The organism is Streptomyces sp. NPDC005728 (assembly GCF_040630895.1).
Lineage (GTDB): Bacteria > Actinomycetota > Actinomycetes > Streptomycetales > Streptomycetaceae > Streptomyces.
The window spans coordinates 37,969-54,111 of the sequence record NZ_JBEXYL010000029.1 but is presented as its reverse complement, the minus strand read 5'-3'; the positions used below and the strand labels follow the sequence as shown (position 1 = coordinate 54,111).

Annotated in this window: 11 protein-coding genes and 1 pseudogene; 2 read left to right on the top strand and 10 right to left on the bottom strand. The window is 68.8% G+C overall.

What is annotated here, in order from left to right; translation table 11 throughout:
• Positions 1 to 218 precede the first annotated feature (218 nt).
• Complete coding sequence (locus tag ABZ471_RS20965; protein ID WP_359068279.1) at positions 219 to 2,411, bottom strand: hypothetical protein; 2,193 nt, start codon at positions 2,409 to 2,411, stop codon at positions 219 to 221.
• Positions 2,412 to 2,560: 149 nt separating this feature from the next.
• Between ABZ471_RS20965 and ABZ471_RS20960 the strand changes: the two genes are divergently transcribed.
• On the top strand, positions 2,561 to 2,863 hold the full coding sequence (locus ABZ471_RS20960; protein ID WP_359068278.1) for a hypothetical protein: 303 nt from the start codon (positions 2,561 to 2,563) through the stop codon (positions 2,861 to 2,863).
• A gap of 684 nt (positions 2,864 to 3,547) precedes the next feature.
• Here the strand turns inward: ABZ471_RS20960 and ABZ471_RS20955 are convergent.
• The 3 genes and pseudogenes from ABZ471_RS20955 to ABZ471_RS20945 all read right to left on the bottom strand — a co-directional run.
• Positions 3,548 to 3,946: pseudogene (locus ABZ471_RS20955) on the bottom strand (transposase); the annotation flags it as partial.
• 169 nt (positions 3,947 to 4,115) lie between these two features.
• Positions 4,116 to 4,520, bottom strand: coding sequence for a cupin (locus ABZ471_RS20950; protein ID WP_359068277.1), 405 nt, complete (start codon positions 4,518 to 4,520; stop codon positions 4,116 to 4,118).
• Positions 4,517 to 5,965, bottom strand: coding sequence for an MFS transporter (locus tag ABZ471_RS20945; protein ID WP_359068276.1), 1,449 nt, complete (start codon positions 5,963 to 5,965; stop codon positions 4,517 to 4,519). Before ABZ471_RS20945 ends, ABZ471_RS20950 begins: the two co-directional genes overlap by 4 nt.
• A 56-nt stretch (positions 5,966 to 6,021) precedes the next feature.
• On the opposite strand from ABZ471_RS20945, the gene ABZ471_RS20940 reads away from it, so the two are divergent.
• Positions 6,022 to 6,690, top strand: a complete 669-nt coding sequence (locus tag ABZ471_RS20940; protein WP_359068275.1) for a TetR/AcrR family transcriptional regulator — start codon at positions 6,022 to 6,024, stop codon at positions 6,688 to 6,690.
• 669 nt (positions 6,691 to 7,359) lie between these two features.
• Here ABZ471_RS20940 and ABZ471_RS20935 read toward each other — a convergent pair.
• From ABZ471_RS20935 to ABZ471_RS20910, 6 genes are all read right to left on the bottom strand, one after another.
• Positions 7,360 to 8,094, bottom strand: coding sequence for an alpha/beta hydrolase (locus tag ABZ471_RS20935; RefSeq protein ID WP_359068274.1), 735 nt, complete (start codon positions 8,092 to 8,094; stop codon positions 7,360 to 7,362).
• A gap of 44 nt (positions 8,095 to 8,138) precedes the next feature.
• Complete coding sequence (locus tag ABZ471_RS20930) at positions 8,139 to 8,435, bottom strand: hypothetical protein (protein ID WP_359068318.1); 297 nt, start codon at positions 8,433 to 8,435, stop codon at positions 8,139 to 8,141.
• Between the two features lie 406 nt (positions 8,436 to 8,841).
• Positions 8,842 to 13,002 (bottom strand): FxSxx-COOH system tetratricopeptide repeat protein, encoded by a 4,161-nt coding sequence (fxsT, locus tag ABZ471_RS20925; protein WP_359068273.1) that lies wholly within the window; start codon positions 13,000 to 13,002, stop codon positions 8,842 to 8,844.
• Positions 12,995 to 13,933, bottom strand: a complete 939-nt coding sequence (locus ABZ471_RS20920; protein WP_359068272.1) for a MoxR family ATPase — start codon at positions 13,931 to 13,933, stop codon at positions 12,995 to 12,997. The genes fxsT and ABZ471_RS20920 overlap by 8 nt, the downstream gene beginning before the upstream one ends.
• On the bottom strand, positions 13,930 to 15,474 hold the full coding sequence (locus ABZ471_RS20915; protein WP_359068271.1) for a hypothetical protein: 1,545 nt from the start codon (positions 15,472 to 15,474) through the stop codon (positions 13,930 to 13,932). Before ABZ471_RS20915 ends, ABZ471_RS20920 begins: the two co-directional genes overlap by 4 nt.
• Positions 15,471 to 15,932, bottom strand: coding sequence for a hypothetical protein (locus tag ABZ471_RS20910; RefSeq protein WP_359068270.1), 462 nt, complete (start codon positions 15,930 to 15,932; stop codon positions 15,471 to 15,473). The genes ABZ471_RS20915 and ABZ471_RS20910 overlap by 4 nt, the downstream gene beginning before the upstream one ends.
• Between the last annotated feature and the right edge of the window lie 211 nt (positions 15,933 to 16,143).

Here is a 16,143-nt window from a genome sequence, read left to right as displayed (position 1 = left end):
TCAGCTCCGGGCTGCATGCTCGGACGGCAGCGGGCCTCCGCTGCGCGGCGGAGGCGCAGATGGAGGAGAGGTGCTGTCTCGACATGCCGCTGACGCGGTCGGATGCGAGGAGACGCACCGCGCCGCCCTGGCCCGGGCCCGTGCTGAGAAGCGCGCCCGAAAAGCCCAGGGACGTTGACGGCTGCCGACAGCACGAGCGGCCGATGGAAGCGTCTCTGTCAGGTGCTGATGATCCAGGACAGCGTGGTAGTGCAGGTGCGGCCCTGTGAGTATGTGGCTGTGATGTAGAGGGCCTTGGCGTTGTCGGGGACCACTCCCTTGATCTTGTGGCTGTCCGTGTCGGTAAGGGTGCCGTCCGCGATGGTTCTCCCGTCGGTGGTCAGTGTCCACTGCACTTTGGGGCGGCAGCCCTTCGCGGGCTGGGCGGTGAGGTGGCCGGGCAGGGTGCCTTCCTGGTTGGTCAGCCTGAAGCGGGCCCGGACGGGATGGGTGCCGCCCACCGTCCAGGTGTAGGTAGTACTGCTCCCGCCGAAGGCGGAGGAACCCGACGTGTTGGTGGTGGGCTTGCTGCCGGATGCATAGGCGACCGGTGCCGACGCTGGTGTGACCCAGAGAGCAAGAAGAATCACGAGGGTGACGGACACGACCCAAGCACCAAAAAGTCCAAAACATCCTAGAAGGGTCTTGAGGACTCCTGCAGGGCTGACCTGTGATGCCGTGACGGGGAGCCGTGGCGTGTCGGGAGTGGCTCCCGGTCCGGCTGTGCCGGAGGACACCAAAGCGGACGAGGGCGCAGAGGTGTCCGGGCCGGTGGGTTCGCCCTGCGCGCCTGCCGGCCGGACGCCCTGCGGCGCGTCCAGGCCGACGGCTGGGCCGGGAGGAAAGTTGGGGGTGCCACCTGTATCGGCGGCCGGCAGCCGCATAGCTTGATACGGAGCCACGCCGGGTTGTGCGGTGCTCTGCTCCACAGGTGCATTTGGGTCGGCGCTCCCGGGCGGCTCTGCCGGGCTGTCGGGCAGGTCGACGTCAGGCTTCGGCTGCGTGGGAATGGCTGCCATCGCGGCGTGGCCGCCCGAAGTCAGGCCTGGCGGCTGGTCCTCTGAGCTGCGGATATGGGTTGCCTCAGGTCTTGCGTCAATCCAGGCCGGTTCGCCGGGGCCCAGTTCTTGGTGCTGGGCGAGAACCTGGCTGACGATGTCATCGAGGTCAGAGTTCAGCGCTCGCTCGGCAACGAATGAGGTCAGCTGAGCGTCCTGTTGTACCGCGTTCTGCTGCGCCGCACGCAGCTGAGCCTGGGCCTGGCGCAGTTCCTCCTTCAAGCGGTCGATGGCCTGCTGAGCCTGATCCTGCTCCACGCCGGCTGCTGCGACGAGCGCGTCGGCACGGTCTTGCTGTGCCTGAAGCACCCGTGTGGCCTCCTCCCGCGCGGCCTCCGCCTCGGCTCGCGCTACCGCAGCCTGGCTGCGAGCGGCATCGGCGTCGGCCCGCGCCGAGCGGGCCGCAGCGTGGCCGGCCTGGGCCTGATCACGCCAATGGGTCTCCCGCGCCTGCATAGCCGCCTCGACCACCGCGGCTTGTTCAGCGACCGTCTGCAAGGTCTCGCAGGCCTGGGCGAGTCGCTCCAGCAGAAGGGCCTCCCTCTCCTGCCAAGCCTCCCGCTGCGTCGCCGACTCCTGCCGGAGCTCCTCTTCCTCCCGCAGGTGCCATTCAGCCTGTTCCTGCCATTGCTCGACCTGCGCCCGGGCCGTGGCCACGTCCTGACGCAGCCTGGCCGCCTCGGAGGAGGCATCGTCCAGCTCGTGTCTCACACGCTGCTCACGTACACGCAGGCGGTCCAGCTCCTGCCCAGCGGCTCTCAGCGCCCGCCGGTGAACCGCCTGCGCCCGCCGTGCACGCTGCACCCGCTCATTCGCCCGCGCCGCCCGGTGCCTGTGCTGCTCCAGACTCGTCGCAAGCCGGGCGATCTCCTGCTGCTGAAAGCCCACCAGCAAAAGTGCACTGGAGTACCCGTCGACAACCTCGTACACCTTGTACACGAAAGGCAGACGCTCTTGCAGCGCCGGCTTGTACGCCGCCCACAGCTCCTCCAAGTCATGGCGCTGCGGCGCCCCACGCTCTTCCTCAAGGATCCGTAAGAGATCGAAAAGGACATCGCGCGTGGGCACCATCTCGCCCTTGGCCATCCGCTGCACGGACGGCTCTCCGCGTCCCGACCGCAGCGGGTCCGTCCGCTTCGCTCGCGCAGCGTCAGGCTTGTCGACTTGGGCGTCAGGCTTGTCGTCCTGGGCGTCAGGCGGCGCCGCCTTCAGCAGACGCTGTGCGATGTCCTTCAGCGTCAGCGGCGGATCACCGTTCATGAGCGGATCGAAAACGATACGGCGCACCGTGACTGTCCAACTGAAAACCGGCACGGGTAGGCCTTTAGCGACGGCCCCTAGACGCCGGCCGGGACGGGCCATGTTCATTCCCCCCTGGACCAATTGCTGGTCATGTTCTGAATCAATCCTGATCCCGCAACCGTGGAGCGCAGATCGCCCAACCACGGACACAGGAGGCCACCATGGCGCGTTCCACACCTACTGCGCAGGCCAACCGCCAATCCCGCCCCAGCCGCACCACCGCCCTGGTCGGTGCAGGCATCAGCAGCGTCGGCAGCCTGGCAGCCTCCTTCGCCGGCGCACCCTGGGGCGTAGTCCTGACGGTGGCACTCACTGGCCTGCTCACCGTGCTGGCGCAGTCCGTCATCCACGGCACCATCCCGCAAGACTCCGCGGACCGGCTCACCTGGTGGCAGGCCTACTGGACACACCGACGCGAACGCACCCGTCTGAACACCCCACCCGAGCAGCACCCTCCCGCCTGACACGAGAGGTGGACCTTCGTGCAGGGGGCTGCGTACAAGCTAGGCAACGGTGTCGTGACCCCGCTCATCCTGTGGTGGGAGCCCGCTACTGAGCTCTGGCCGGCCTGGCCCAGGGCAGGGCCGTCCCCAGTGAACCCGAGGTTCGCGAGCTCGTGGAATCGTCCAGTCATCTGTCCGGTCCCGTATGGCTTCGTACGTGGCAAGGAGCAGCGCTTCCACAGCAGTTCGAGCGGCACCGCGGATGCCGGCTCCCCTCGGATGTTCACGGCTTCGAGAGGCGGCGCCCTTGGTCCAAGCGTCTGCGGCTGATCGCCAGCTGAGGACAAAAGCGTTGGCTTCGGGCGTAGGCGGCCGGTTGTAGTCGCGCCGTTGGCGACCACCGCGCCCCGGGTCAGAGGTGCCTCCCGAAGCCGTGAACACCGCCTCCTCGTACGATCGTTCGACGCCCGGAGTCGTGTCGAAATGACGACGTGACTCGCGTACAAAGCCACCGTGGCCACGTTGGAGACCACCATGGCGTGCTTGACGTCGTACAGCATGACGCTCAGGTACGCCCCGTCACCGCCCAGTTCGGCGGCGTGCCGCTCCCAGGTGGCCATAAGGATGTGCGAATACGCTCTGGACGCCCCACACCCCTGCGAAGGTCAACACCACGGCGATCTGAGCTAGGCGGTCTCGTTTGGATCAGCTGGCTGACCAGAGGAAGATCCCTGCGATGTGGAGTCCGGGCAGGTAGATGGTGGCGGTCTTCTCGTAGCGGGTGGCGATTCCTCGCGATTGCTTGAGGCGATTGATGCATCGCTCGACGGTGTTGCGCTGCTTGTAGGTCTCGCGGTCGAAGGCCGGTGGTCTTCCGCCCCGGCACCCGCGACGCAGTCGATGACCGCACTGGTCTGCTGGAACGGGGATCAGCGTCCGGATGCCGCGCTTGCGCAGGTGTTCCCGGATCGCACGGGACGAATAGGCCTTGTCGGCCAGGACCACGTCCGGCCTGGTGCGGGGTCGTCCTCGAGGTCGAGCAATGCGCAGGCGAGCCATGACGTCCGTGAAGGCGGGTGCGTCTCCGGCCTGACCTGCGGTGAGATGTCATTCCGACTGTGCACTGTTCTCGGAGATCGCTCGCCCCGACTGATGACGTTGAACGGATTCCAGGGGAAGTGAATCAACGACCAGGCATCCCGCGGCGGCCGCCTTCCCCCGGACAGTTGCCGCAGGGTGGCCCGGCGACAGGGTCGGCCGGGCCCCACTGTAGTCAGCGAGTGTCGGTGCGCTTTTCGAGGCGGGTGCCGTGGCGAAGGGTGATCGACATCAGGTCGCTGGGGGCGTCCAGCTCCAGACGGTGCCAGCGGCCGCGGGGGACGATCACGGCAGCGCCCGACGTCAACTGCACCATGTCCTCGGCGCCGCCGGGCTCGGTGGGACGGAAGTAGAGGCGGACGCCGCCGGTCAGGCAGCACACCGCCTCCTCGGCCTCCGGGTGCATCTCCCAGTGGTCAGCGTGAACGTCGGCGTCGGTCTCCACGTGGAACGTCGCGATCTGCCAGGCACCGGAGTCACTGCTCGTCATCCGCCGTTCGGCGACTCGGATATCGCCGTCGGGGTGGATGTGCAGTGCCGAAGCGAACAGGTCGATGGACGAGAGGGGTGTTGTCGTCATGATGGCGTTCCTTCCAGTCGGTTCTCTGCGGAGGCGGCGGATCGCGGGACAGGTGTTCCGGCGCGGCGGCGGGGCAGCACGCCGATCGCCACGACTGCCGCGAGAAGGAAGAGGGCGGCGGCGGTGGCCAGGCCCAGTGCGTAGCCGTCGTTGAGCGCGGCGGGGTCAGTGGCCGTGCCGGTGCGGTGTACGGCGACGGTGGCCAGGGCGGCCAGGCCGATGCAGCCACCGAGTTGGCGGGAGCTGTTCATGAGGCCGGAGGCCATGCCTGCCTCGCGGTGGGCGACTCCGGTGGTCGCGGCGGCGGCGACCGGGGCCAGGACCAGTCCGGCCCCGATGCTGGTGATGACGGACGGGCCGAGTACGTCGGTGAGGAAGCCGCCGTCGGGGCTGATGAAGGCGAACCAGGTCAGGCCCCCGGCGGCCAGCAGAGCGCCGGGTACCAGGGATGTGCGGGGGGTGTGGGTGGCGGTGACGCGGGTCGCGACGATGGTGCCCGTGACCAGCCCCACGGAGAAGGGCAGGAACGCGGCGCCGGTCGCTGCGGCGCCCATACCCAGGACTTGTTGCATGTACAAGGACACGAAGTAGAACGCCGTGAACTGCCCAGATGCGGCCAGGAACACCAGCACGTTGGCGCCGGCGACCCAGCGGCTGCGCAGCAGGCCGAGGCGCAGTAATGGTGCTGCGGCCCGGGTCTCGGCGAGGACGAAGGCGGCCAGCAGCACGGCCGCGCCAGCGAAGGTCCCCAACGTAGAGGGGGAGTCCCACCCGAGGGTGTCGGTGCGGACGACACCCAGGACCAGCAGCCCGATTCCGCCCGTCGCCAGGACGGCACCCAGCGCGTCCAGCCTCTCGCGCCGGGCGGGCTGAGTTCCGGCGGGCACGCCTGCGGGGACCAGCGCCAAAGCCGCCGCCACGATGGGCACGTTGATCAGCATCACCCAGCGCCAGCCCGCGTACTCGGTCAGCAGCCCACCCGCCAGCACGCCCAGAGCTCCCCCTGCGGCGTTCACCGCGCTCCACACTCCGAGTGCGCGGACGCGCCTGGGGCCCTCAGCGAAGGTGGTGGCGAGCATCGCCAGCCCGGCCGGCGCGGCCGCGGCGGCGCCCAAGCCCTGCCCGGCGCGGGCGGCGATCAGTTGCCAGGGCGCCTGGGCCAGCCCGCCCGCCAGCGAGCACAGCCCGAAGACGGCCAGGCCCAGCACGAACAGCCGACGTCGGCCGTACAGGTCGCACGCGCGGCCCCCCAGCAGCAGAGTCCCGCCGAACGTGAGCGCGTAGACGTGCACGACCCACGACAGGTCGAGCGGCGCGAATCCCAACGCGGTGCGGATTGCGGGTAGTGCGACGTTGACCACCGACATGTCCAGGGCGACGACGAATTGGGCGACGGTCGCCGCCGCCAGCACCGCTCCAGGGCGCCCTCGCGAGTTTTTATACATGTAAGGAAAGTACGCTCGGAGATCGTCGTTGTCGACACCTGGGGGATGATGAGGGCATGCCGCAACCCTCCGTACCGCGAAAATCCCTCGGCCGACCTCCCCGCATCTCCCGCGAGGAGGTCGTCGAGACGGCCCGCCGTATCGTGGACGCGGAAGGCGTGGACCGGCTGACCATGCGGCGGCTGGCCACAGAGGTCGGTAGCACTCCGATGGCGCTCTACCACCACGTCCGCAACAAGGAGGAACTGCTCGTCCTCCTGCTGGACGACTACGCCGCGCGGACGCTGCACCGACCCGAACTGCCCGCCCAGCCCCGCGAGCGGATCGTCGTCGCCGCTGCCACGATCCACGAGGCGCTCGCCGCATGCCCCTGGATCGTGGAGGTGCTGACCGCCGACGACCTGATGTCCACATCCGCCCTGTGGTTTGTCGAGCAGATCGTCGACGGACTGGTCGAATGCGGCCTGCCCATCGAGCGGGCCGTACACGGATACCGCACGATCTGGTACTACACCGCCGGAGAGATCGTGGTCCGGACAACAGTGGCCCGGCGGCGCACCGACGATGACCGTCCTACCTACCGGGAGCGAGTCTTCGCCGATCTCGACCCGAGCGAGCTACCACGCTTGGCGCAGGTCGCGGACCAATGGGCACCGCTGACCGCCGAGGACACCTACCTGGACGGGCTCCGTGCCCTGGTGGACGGCCTCCTGACTCCCTACTGACCGGCTCCTTGACTGCCGGGAGGGAGCGGGAGGGGGTATTCCGATGCACTATTCCCCTTTTTCTCCTGCTTGTTGGCCTCATCCTCGGCTCGGGAGGCGAGGACTCGGCCCAGTCGCGTCGGGCGTAGGCGACCCAGCGGAGCCCGGGGTGGCGGTGCATCCCGGTCACGTCGGCGAGGATCGGGCTGGGGGATCAGCAGTGAGGGCGGCCGGCGCCGCGTTGCGCGCGGTGCGAACCGGGATGCCGTGCCGGTGGAGTTCTGGGTCATGCCGTGCGTCGAGACGGCTTGCCCGGAACCATGCCTGGGAAGAGCCACCGGGGGCCTGGGCGGGATCGTGAGAGCCACGACCGTAGCTGAGGCTGTTCGGGCGAGGCTCCGAAGGGGCTCGGCGAGTCGTGGAGGCATTAGAGCCTGTTCTGAGTCGGGATCAACGAGGCAGCCGTGGCTTTGTTCACGAAGACCAACAGCATCTGGACACGAGATTGGGCACCACCCGAAGCACTGCAGAAATGGAACAGTTCATGGCTTCGGGCAGGGCGGGCCCCTGCCGAGTTGGCAGGGGCCCGCGGCATAGACAACAGAGGAGCGCCAGGACCTGCCATTGATGGCAGCATCCTGGCCGGCACCGCCTACCGTCTACTGGCCCGGCGGCGGGGCCGGCCCGCGGCTAGCTCAGATGCCGGGTGAAGAACCGGGCCGCGGTGTCCCCCGCGAACTGCGGGACGCCGGTGTGTCCGCCCATGTTGGCGTGCAGGGACTTCTCCTTGGAGCCGAAGGCGTCGAACAGGTCCAGGGCGGCCTGTCGGTCGTTTCCTTCGTCGTCCCACTGCAGAAGGACGTGCAGCGGAATGGTGACCTGGCGGGCCTCCTCGAACAGGGCGCGAGGCACGAAGCTCCCGGCGAACAGAACGGCGGCCGAGATGCGCGGCTCGACCACCGCGAGCCGGAGGCCGATGGAGATCACTCCCCCCGAGTACCCGACCGGGCCGCCGATCTCGGGCAGTGACAGGAGGGCGTCCAGGGTGGCCCGCCATTCCGGGACCGCCTTGTCGACCAGCGGGAGGATGAGGGCGTCGACGATCTCGTCGCTGACCGGCTCGCCGGCCTCCAACGCCCTGCGCAGGTCGGCGCGGGCCTGCTCGGCGGCGGGCCAGCGGGGCCGGTCGCCGCTTCCGGGGAGCTCGATGGTGGCCGTGGCGAAGCCATCCGCCGCGGCGTGCCGCGCGCGGGCCACCAGTCGGGGGTACATCTTGCCCAGCCCGAGGGGAGGGTGGCCGAGCAGGATCAGCGGCGCCGGTGCGGATGCGGATCCGGGCGTCCACAGGATGCCGGGGATCTCGCCGAGGGTGAATTGGCGTTCGAGGACGCCGTCGTCGAGGCGCTGCTCGGAAGTGAAGTGCATGGTCGTGCCTTTCGGGAGTGCTCAGAGCGGCGCTCCCGGACGACCTATCGCCCGACCGTGACCCCGGAGGGGAGCACCCATGTCAATACGTTCACGGGTACCACCTCCTCGTTCTCTCGCACGGCCTCCGGAAAAGTAGCAGTGGTCGCAGTGGTCCGCCAAACGGGTTTTTGCGGAGGCTTTCGGGGCAGGAGCGTGTGCCAGCCCTGGTCGGCGAGGCGGGCGCAGGCGCCGGCGACGGGTCCGAGGAGGGGGCTGGGGGCCGGCGCGGCCACGGCCTCGTACTGGACGGTGAGCCCGGGAAAACCGAGCAGGAGCCCGCCTGCGGCGGCGCCCTTCATGACATCGCGCCGCGTGAGTTCCACGCCGTCCGCCTCCTGGGGTGTGCCGGAGTCCCCCTCATCGAGCGGTGATTCTGTCGCCTCGGGGCGCAAACACCCGACGAACGACGCGTGTTTGCGCCCGAGCGGGCCGAGGGATGTAGCTCAGCGGCGGCCTGAACGCCGGACGAGGTGGGGACAGCCGTCAAGGGCGCCTTCGACGTCGCTCAAACGCTCCGCGCACCCTGGACCGGCCGCCACCGCCCTAGTGCTGGCGGGCTATCGGGCAGCCCCTCCCTCGTGGCACCCGTCCGCAGGTCAGCGCCGGGTTGGATCGGGGAACCAAGCCGAGCAACTCTGAGGACAGCCCGAGCACCGAATGGGGTGCCACACGGCCAAGACCTGGCGAGGAAGACCCTATTGACAGTCACGGGGTCCCGGATCGTTCACGCCATCGCAAGAGGTCTCCCCGCGCCACGATCACGGTGGGGTGGTCGGGACCCAGCACGCGGACCATGTCGGCCAGCAGCTCAGCGAAGGCATTCGCGGCTCCCGCCGCGTCCCCGGCTTCTCCTCGCCAACGAGCCAGATTGCGGCGGGCAGTGAGGGTGTCGGGGTGGTCGGGGCCCAACACGCGCAGTCGGTCTGCCAGCAGCGTCTCAAAAGCAGCTGTGGCTCCCGCGGCGTCCCCCGACTCGCCCTGCCAGCGCGCGAGACTGTGGCGGGCAGCGAGGGTGTCGGGGTGGTCGGGGCCCAACACGCGCAGTCGGTCTGCCAGCAGCGTCTCAAAAGCAGCTGTGGCTCCCGCGGCGTCCCCCGACTCGCCCTGCCAGCGCGCGAGACTGTGGCGGGCAGCGAGGGTGTCGAGGTGGTCCGGGCCCAACACACGCAGCCGGTCTCCCAGCAGCTCCTCTACAGCAGCTGCGGCTCCCGCCGCGTCCCCGGCCTCTCCCCTCCACAGGGCGAGACCGTGGCGGGCAGCGAGGGTGTCGGGGTGGTCGGGGCCCAACACGCGCAGCCGGTCTGCCAACAACTCTGCGAAGGCAGCTTCGGCTCCCGCCGCGTCCCCGGCCTCCCCCCTCCAGTGAGCCAGATACTGGCGGGCAGCGAGGGTGTCGGGGTGGTCGGGGCCCAACACGCGCAGCCGGTCTGCCAACAACTCTGCGAAAGCAGCTTCGGCTCCCGCCGCGTCCCCGGCCTCTCCCCTCCACAGGGCGAGACCGTGGCGGGCACCGAGGGTGTCGGGGTGGTCGGGGCCCAACACGCGCAGCCGGTCTGCCAACAACTCTGCGAAGGCATCTGAGGCTCCCCTCACGTCCCCGGCCTCCCCCCTCCAGTGAGCCAGATACTGGCGGGCAGCGAGGGTGTCGGGGTGGTCGAAGCCAAGGTACTGGTGGGTCGCGGAGGCGAGGTGCTCGAAGTAGTAACGGGCGGCGTTGAACTGGCCGGACTGGCCTAGGCTCTTGCCGGCTTGGTACAGCACCTGGTGGGCGTCGGGACGGTACAGGGCGCTTTCTGCGTGACGGATGAGGGCGTCAGTGTTGGTGCGCAGGGCCTGGGCGAAAGTGGTGTCGCGTTCGACTTCGGGCCAGGCTGCCATGAGCGCGTCGGCTGCGGTCCGAGCGAGTCGGTCGAATTGCGAGGTGCCGAGGGTGTCACGGGTTGCACGCTGAACCAGCCCGTGGATACGGACTGTCGGGGGATAGGTGGGGGAGTGGTCGATCAGGCTGACTCGGTGCAGCGCGCGCAGGGCCTGGACGGCGTCGCTGGGGGAGACCGGGGAGTAGGGGGCGGTGCGGCTTTGACCGTCCGGGGACCGGTGTGCGGCGAGGTAGGTGAGAACTGGCAGGCTCGTCAGAACGGCCTCGGGAATTTCGTTGGCGTCGAGCATGGCAGCCAGCTGGAGCATGGGCCGTGGGAGGCCGTGGGGTCGCAGTTGGTCGGCGTGGTCGATGGACAGTGACCAGGTGGCGGCGAGCGGAAGGGCGCCGTCGCCATGGAAGTAGTCGGGGGTAGCGTCTATGAGTCTGGTGGCACGGTCGACCAACATGCGGTGGTACGTGGCCACGTCCTGCCCCGAGTCGATGAGGTAGGCAGCGGCCTGGGCCAGCGCCAGAGGCAGATGGCCTAGCTCGTGGGCCAGGTCGGCAAGCCCCTCAGCGGGCTCGCTGCGACCATGGGCGGCCAGGGATTGGGTCAGATAGGCGAGGGCTTCATCCTGGGTGAATAGGTCGACCTCGATCAGGTGGCGGCTGTCCGCGGTCAGCATGACGTCGCGGCGGCGTGTGGTGACCAGAGTCCGGCCATACGGGCTGGCGGGCGGCCAGAAGCCTTGCAGATCGTTGGGATCGGTGACGTCGTCCAGCACGATCAGCCACCGGCACGGCCTGGCACCCGCCTTGGGCTCCAGGAAGGCCAGGAACCCTACCGCGGCCTGCTCGGGGTCATCGGGGTTCGCCCGGCACAGCTCGACGCCGGCCTGCGCATAGCTGCTGACCACCGCTGGGCGGGTGCCGGCTGTCACCCAGACAAGGACGTCCAGGCCGCCGTCTGCCCAGGCGCTACGGGCGTATTCGGCAGCCAGCTGGGTCTTGCCCACCCCGCCCATGCCGGTCAGGACGGGGCTCAGCAGGGCGGTTCCGCCGCGGTCGATCGCCGCGCGCAGCCGTTCTGATGCGGCGCGGTGCTGGAAGGACCGTGCCGACGAGGGGATGATCCCCACCTGGTGCGGCCAGGGGGCCGGCTCCCGCGCCGTGTACGGGTGCAGCGTCACCTGATGGATAGTGCTGGCGGTGATCGCGCCTGATGCGTCAGCAGTCACGTACGCGATGCTCTTCGCGTCGACGTGCTGGGCTTGGGGCGGAGGGGATTCGCGTCCGGACAGGTTCCTCCACATCCGCCGGAGCAGACCTCCACCGCGGTCTGGGGCAGGTGCTTGTCTGTCTGACACTTCCTGCTCGGCGGTCGGCTCGAGTGCCTCCTCGGCTGTCGTCGTGAGCGGAGCGGACGTTTCGGGGGCGGCTGCTGGTTGAGCTGCCGTTGTGCTGTCCGCGGTGTCCGGCGCGGTGCCAGACTCTCTGTGCGTGCTGTTGATGCCAAGCAGTCTGAGTGTGCTGGCGCTGGCTTGGGCGAATGGCGTGAGGTCGGCGGGCAGGTCGTGCGGGGCGTCGCCGGTGTGCAATACCGCCTGGATGCCGTGGGGGGCATATGGGTGGTCAGCCAGATGCGCGTTCATCGCCTGATGGACGAGCCGCAGGTCTCGTCGCGTCAGCTCCTCTTGAAGCCGGCGTCGGGCGTCGGGGTCGAATGTCAGAACGGGGTCTTGTCCGTCCTGATGTGACACGGTGAGCAGTCCGCAGGTGAGGACTTCGGCCACATCCGACAGGCCCGTTGTGGGCATGGCCCGCTCTCGTAGGACTTTGAGCATCGGCACGGTGAAGCTGTCCAGCAATGAGACGAGGACCGTCAGCCGGGCAGCGGCGGGCGGTGCGGTGCGCAGGAAGGCATCGGCGAGTGTGGAAGGGGCGAAGTTGTCATCTCCCTGCCGGTTTTGGGGCGGATGGTTCTCGGCCGGGACCAGGACTGCCTCGCAGCCGTTGGGGTCGGCGCGCATCACTGTGCGCGCCCAGGCGCGTAGGGCGTGGGGGGTGCAGGTCAGTACGGGCAGCGCCTGTTCGGCCACGTCAGGGTTGGCTGGTCGGCGGGGGGTGGGGCGCAGGGTGCTCGTGGGAGCGGCTGGGTAGGGGGCGACGGCCTGGCAGGGCGGGTGGTTGAGCGCCGAGCGGTGCCACAGGCGGCGGGGGAGGGGGTTGATGAGGGCGAGCGGAGCGGACCGCGCCCAGGTTCGGAGCATCCGCCACGGTTTCTGTTGGCGCCAGCCAGGTGCCGCGCAGTCCGTGAGCACGAGCAGAAGGCGCCTGCCGCGGGGGCTGCCACTGTGTTGGGGTGCTCGGCGCCAGGGGACTGCGTGCCCTTGGTGGTCGTGGAGTCGGGGTGTGCCGTCCTGCCAGCTGAGGGGCCAGATGTGGACGGAGCGGAAGGCTCCGAGGTCGTGCATGACCCGGCCGAGCGCCTGGGTGAGGTCGTTCCACAGCGTCATGGTCAGCGAGGTGTCCACGACGACGACGATCTCGAACCATCGTTCGGGAGAGGGAGCGAAGACTGGCAGCAGGGTGCCGCTGCGGGCGTAGTGGTCGATGGTGGCGTCGATGTCGAGCCGGGGGCGCAGACCGTGTGGCCACGGCTTGAGGAACGGTTGTAGCGCGCGTCCGAGGGCCAGGGCTTCGGGCAGGGGAGCGGGGCGTTCGACGGACAGTGGTACGCCGCGGACGGGTGTACCGCCGCTTGGACGGCGGGCGGACACGGATGACGGGTCGGGGTCGGGTGGCGGCGGTGTTGCCGTTGATTCGGGCGGCTGTGGCTTGCTGGAAGGGAGGGGCGGCGGTGGAGGAGGAGCGTCGGGATTCGTCGGGTGTGAGGGGCTGGTGCGGGCTGCGGCGAGCCAGGCGGCGTCGGCGAGCAGGACGGGGTCTGCGTCGTCGACCAGTGCGTGGACGGCTGAGAGCAGGCGCGCCAGGCTGTCAGTCACGGGCGAGTTCTCGTAGCAGCAGCGCCCGCAGTTCGTCCGCTTGACGGCCGCTGGGACCCCCGGCGGCGCTCAGGAGTGCGATGGCGTTGAGAAGTTGGTCGACGGCGAGGTGCTCGCCCTGCGTGATACGCCTGTCGAACTCGTCGATCAGGTCCGCGGCCGCGTCATCGGCTTGACCCAGGTGGGCGCTGACGATGGCGGTGAGATCTTCGGGGGTGAGCTTGGGCATCTTGAAACGGATGCAGCGCCGGAGGAACGCGGGAGGGAAGTCGCGTTCACCGTTGCTGGTCATGACGATGAAGGGGAACTCCGTGCACTTGACCAGGCCGTTGGTGATCTCGTGTGAGTCCTGACCTCCCCAGGTTCGTACCCGCACTTTCGGCTCCCGGTAGCGAACGAGTTCTGGAATCTCGTACTGGCCGCTTTCAAGCGCTTCCAAGAGGTCACTGGGCAGGTCGAGGTCGCTCTTGTCGATCTCGTCGATGAGCAGTGCCCGGGGCCGGCCGGTGGGCAGCAAGGCGGTGCCGAGTGGGCCGAGCTGCAGGAAGGGCGCGATGTCGTCCTTCGGGGGCATGTCGGTGTTGTCGCTGTGCTGCGCCAGGTTCTGTGCGTGGATGCGTCCCAGCGCGTCGTAGCGGTAAAGGGCCTCACTCAGGGTGCTGCGGGAGGTGATGTGCCAGCGCAGGACCTCTCCCAGGCCCAGCTCGTGCGCGACCTGATCGACGACGCTGGACTTCCCCGAACCGGCAGGGCCGGTGATCAGCAGCGGGCGGCGCAGGTGCAGGGAGGCGTTGACGGCGTCCGTCATGCCGGGCGGCGGCTGGTATTGCTCGTGCTGGGACGTGCGCGGGAACGTCCGCCAGGGGGGCGGGGGTGCGAGGCTCGCCTCGCGGTGCACACCGTCGCCCCGGTAGTACGGCATCCAGCTCACAGTGCCTCCTTGGGTGCGGCCACCGTGCGGACGGCAACCAGCCGGCAGAATTTCAACCACGTCTTGTCGTGAGAGACGGCGTGCAGGTCGCAGAGACACTGGCCGGCCAGATGGCTCGTTTCATGATGACGATAGGCCTCGGCGAAGTCCCACGGCTGTCTGTGCCAGTAGGTGCGTACGCGCGCGCGGAAGGCGTCGTCCAGGTCTGGGGCGCCCGGACGGGGCCAGACGATGATGGGCACGTAGGGCAGCAGCACGGGCAGCGCGCGGTCGAGGGTGACGGACGGGCCGAACCCGACGGCCGCCCCCATGCGTCCTGTGGCCAGCTTTCGTCGCAGCCCTTCCTCGGCTTCAATGTGGAAAGAGCTGGAATCCAGCCAGGTGACGGGTTCGGCGCAGCCGGCCATCTCCTGCAGCGCTTTGTGGGCCGCGTCGTTGATCTCCGCCATGTTCTCGGCGTTGGACACACCGGGGTCGGGGCTCAGCCGCCCGCTCCACCGCATCAATATCGAGTGTTTGGCGCCGAGCGTGAAGGTTCCGAGGGGTTCGTCCTCGAGGGCCCATGGTTTGTTCATCAGGTCGGTCAGGAGACTTACCGGGGCCACGATGTCCAGGTGGCCGAGTGTCTCGTTTTCCCGCAACTCCTCCTGCCACGCCCAGGTCAAGGCATGGTTGATGACGGTCATGATGCTGCGCAGGTCGTGCCCGGCGGAGAGAGGTTCACCGGTTGTGGGCTGTCCGTCGCGGGTGAGCCAGTACTCGGCTTGTCCTGGAGAACTCCTGCGTATGTCGGCGAGACTGACAACAAGCCGCAGCGCCGGCGTTGGCCGGGCGAACTCGTGCAGTGCGTCGCTGAGTTGGGTGATAAGCCCCCGCGGGCCCGCCCACTGGGTCAGCCGGGCATCAGCGCGGTCCGTGCCGGTGAGGTGGGCCAGCGCGGCAACGATCCGGGCGAGGACCGCGCCCGGGGCGGCGGTCAGGGGCTGGGCTTCGAAGACGGCGTGCTCAACCATGTCCTGGAGGGGGTTGGCCGACTGATCGGCAACCGGCAGGCCCGCGAGCCGAGCGGCGGTGCACAACCGGCCGCTGGTGAGCGCCCCAGGGAACATGTCACCGAGGAACTCGGCGGTCACCGTGCATTCCATCAGCCCGGCAACCGTGCACGCCATGCGCGCCGACGCGGGCGACGGCGAAATCTCCGCGACCAACTCCTTCTGCCATTGCACCAACTGGGCAAATGACAGGGCCGTGGGCGTGACTGTGTCAGGTCGCCACGCGGTCAATGCCTCGCCAACCTCGCTGACCCCGAGAAGGCCGGCGGCGTTCTCCCTGCTCAGAGCCCGTCGCAATTCCGGAGTCAGGTCAGAGGCGTTGCCGCGTAAGACCTGCACCACGACCTGCTGTCCGATGTAGGTCACACTGCTGCCGTCGCCGAGGGCGCTGTATTGCACGTCATGGCCGACACCGACGGTCTTCGTTCCCTTGGCGTTGACTCGCGAGGAATTCCCCCGGCCGAAGCGCCGCCAGATGCTGAGCGTCAACGCTCGTTGTCCTCGCCGGTCCGTCGCTCGCTGTCCTCGCCGAGCGCGCTGTCGACCATGTTCCCGCCCACGGCCGTCGCGCCGCCGCTTGCCGAGACGTCGTGGCGGACCGGAGCTCCAGGAGACTGTGCCGGCGGCGAGGACGGCGTAGAGGGGCCAATGACTTTGGAACGATCACCTATCGCGCTGCCCTGGACATCACCTGCGACGCTCAGCGATCGCCGGCCGCGTGCACGGACAGCGACCGTAGTCGCCGCTGGGCCGGCATTCGCCGGGGTGACCAACAGTGTGATCACCGACAGGGCCAGTCCGATTACCGCCACTACGGCGCTGACGACGCTGGCCGTGCCATCCGCCACGCGTAGATCGAGCCCGGCCGCAATCACCAGTCCGACGATCACCACAAGACAAATAACCCCTACTGCCCAAGCCAGCGCACGGCGCACACCAGCAGACATAGCTGCCTCCATCCCCCAAGTGCACGTCTTCCAGCAGGAAGGTAGCGTCACTACCCGATCGGTGAAGGGAAACCGCGAAACTTCATGGAAGGCCCAGGTCAGAGACCTTGGCTGTGCAGCGGGTCACCGGCGGCACCGATCGCGGACCAAAGGCCCGGGAGTTTCTGGCGGGCGGAAGCGACGTCGCCGCCTCGTCCTTCGACGACGGCTT

Bases quoted from the DNA above. Each gene is read 5' to 3' on its own strand.
- ABZ471_RS20960 (WP_359068278.1), top strand. From the start codon at position 2,561: ATGGCGCGTTCCACACCTACTGCGCAGGCCAACCGCCAATCCCGCCCC.
- ABZ471_RS20950 (WP_359068277.1), bottom strand. From the start codon at position 4,520: ATGACGACAACACCCCTCTCGTCCATCGACCTGTTCGCTTCGGCACTG.
- ABZ471_RS20930 (WP_359068318.1), bottom strand. From the start codon at position 8,435: ATGAAGGGCGCCGCCGCAGGCGGGCTCCTGCTCGGTTTTCCCGGGCTC.
- ABZ471_RS20910 (WP_359068270.1), bottom strand. From the start codon at position 15,932: ATGTCTGCTGGTGTGCGCCGTGCGCTGGCTTGGGCAGTAGGGGTTATT.
- ABZ471_RS20945 (WP_359068276.1), bottom strand. From the start codon at position 5,965: ATGTATAAAAACTCGCGAGGGCGCCCTGGAGCGGTGCTGGCGGCGGCG.
- ABZ471_RS20935 (WP_359068274.1), bottom strand. From the start codon at position 8,094: ATGCACTTCACTTCCGAGCAGCGCCTCGACGACGGCGTCCTCGAACGC.
- ABZ471_RS20940 (WP_359068275.1), top strand. From the start codon at position 6,022: ATGCCGCAACCCTCCGTACCGCGAAAATCCCTCGGCCGACCTCCCCGC.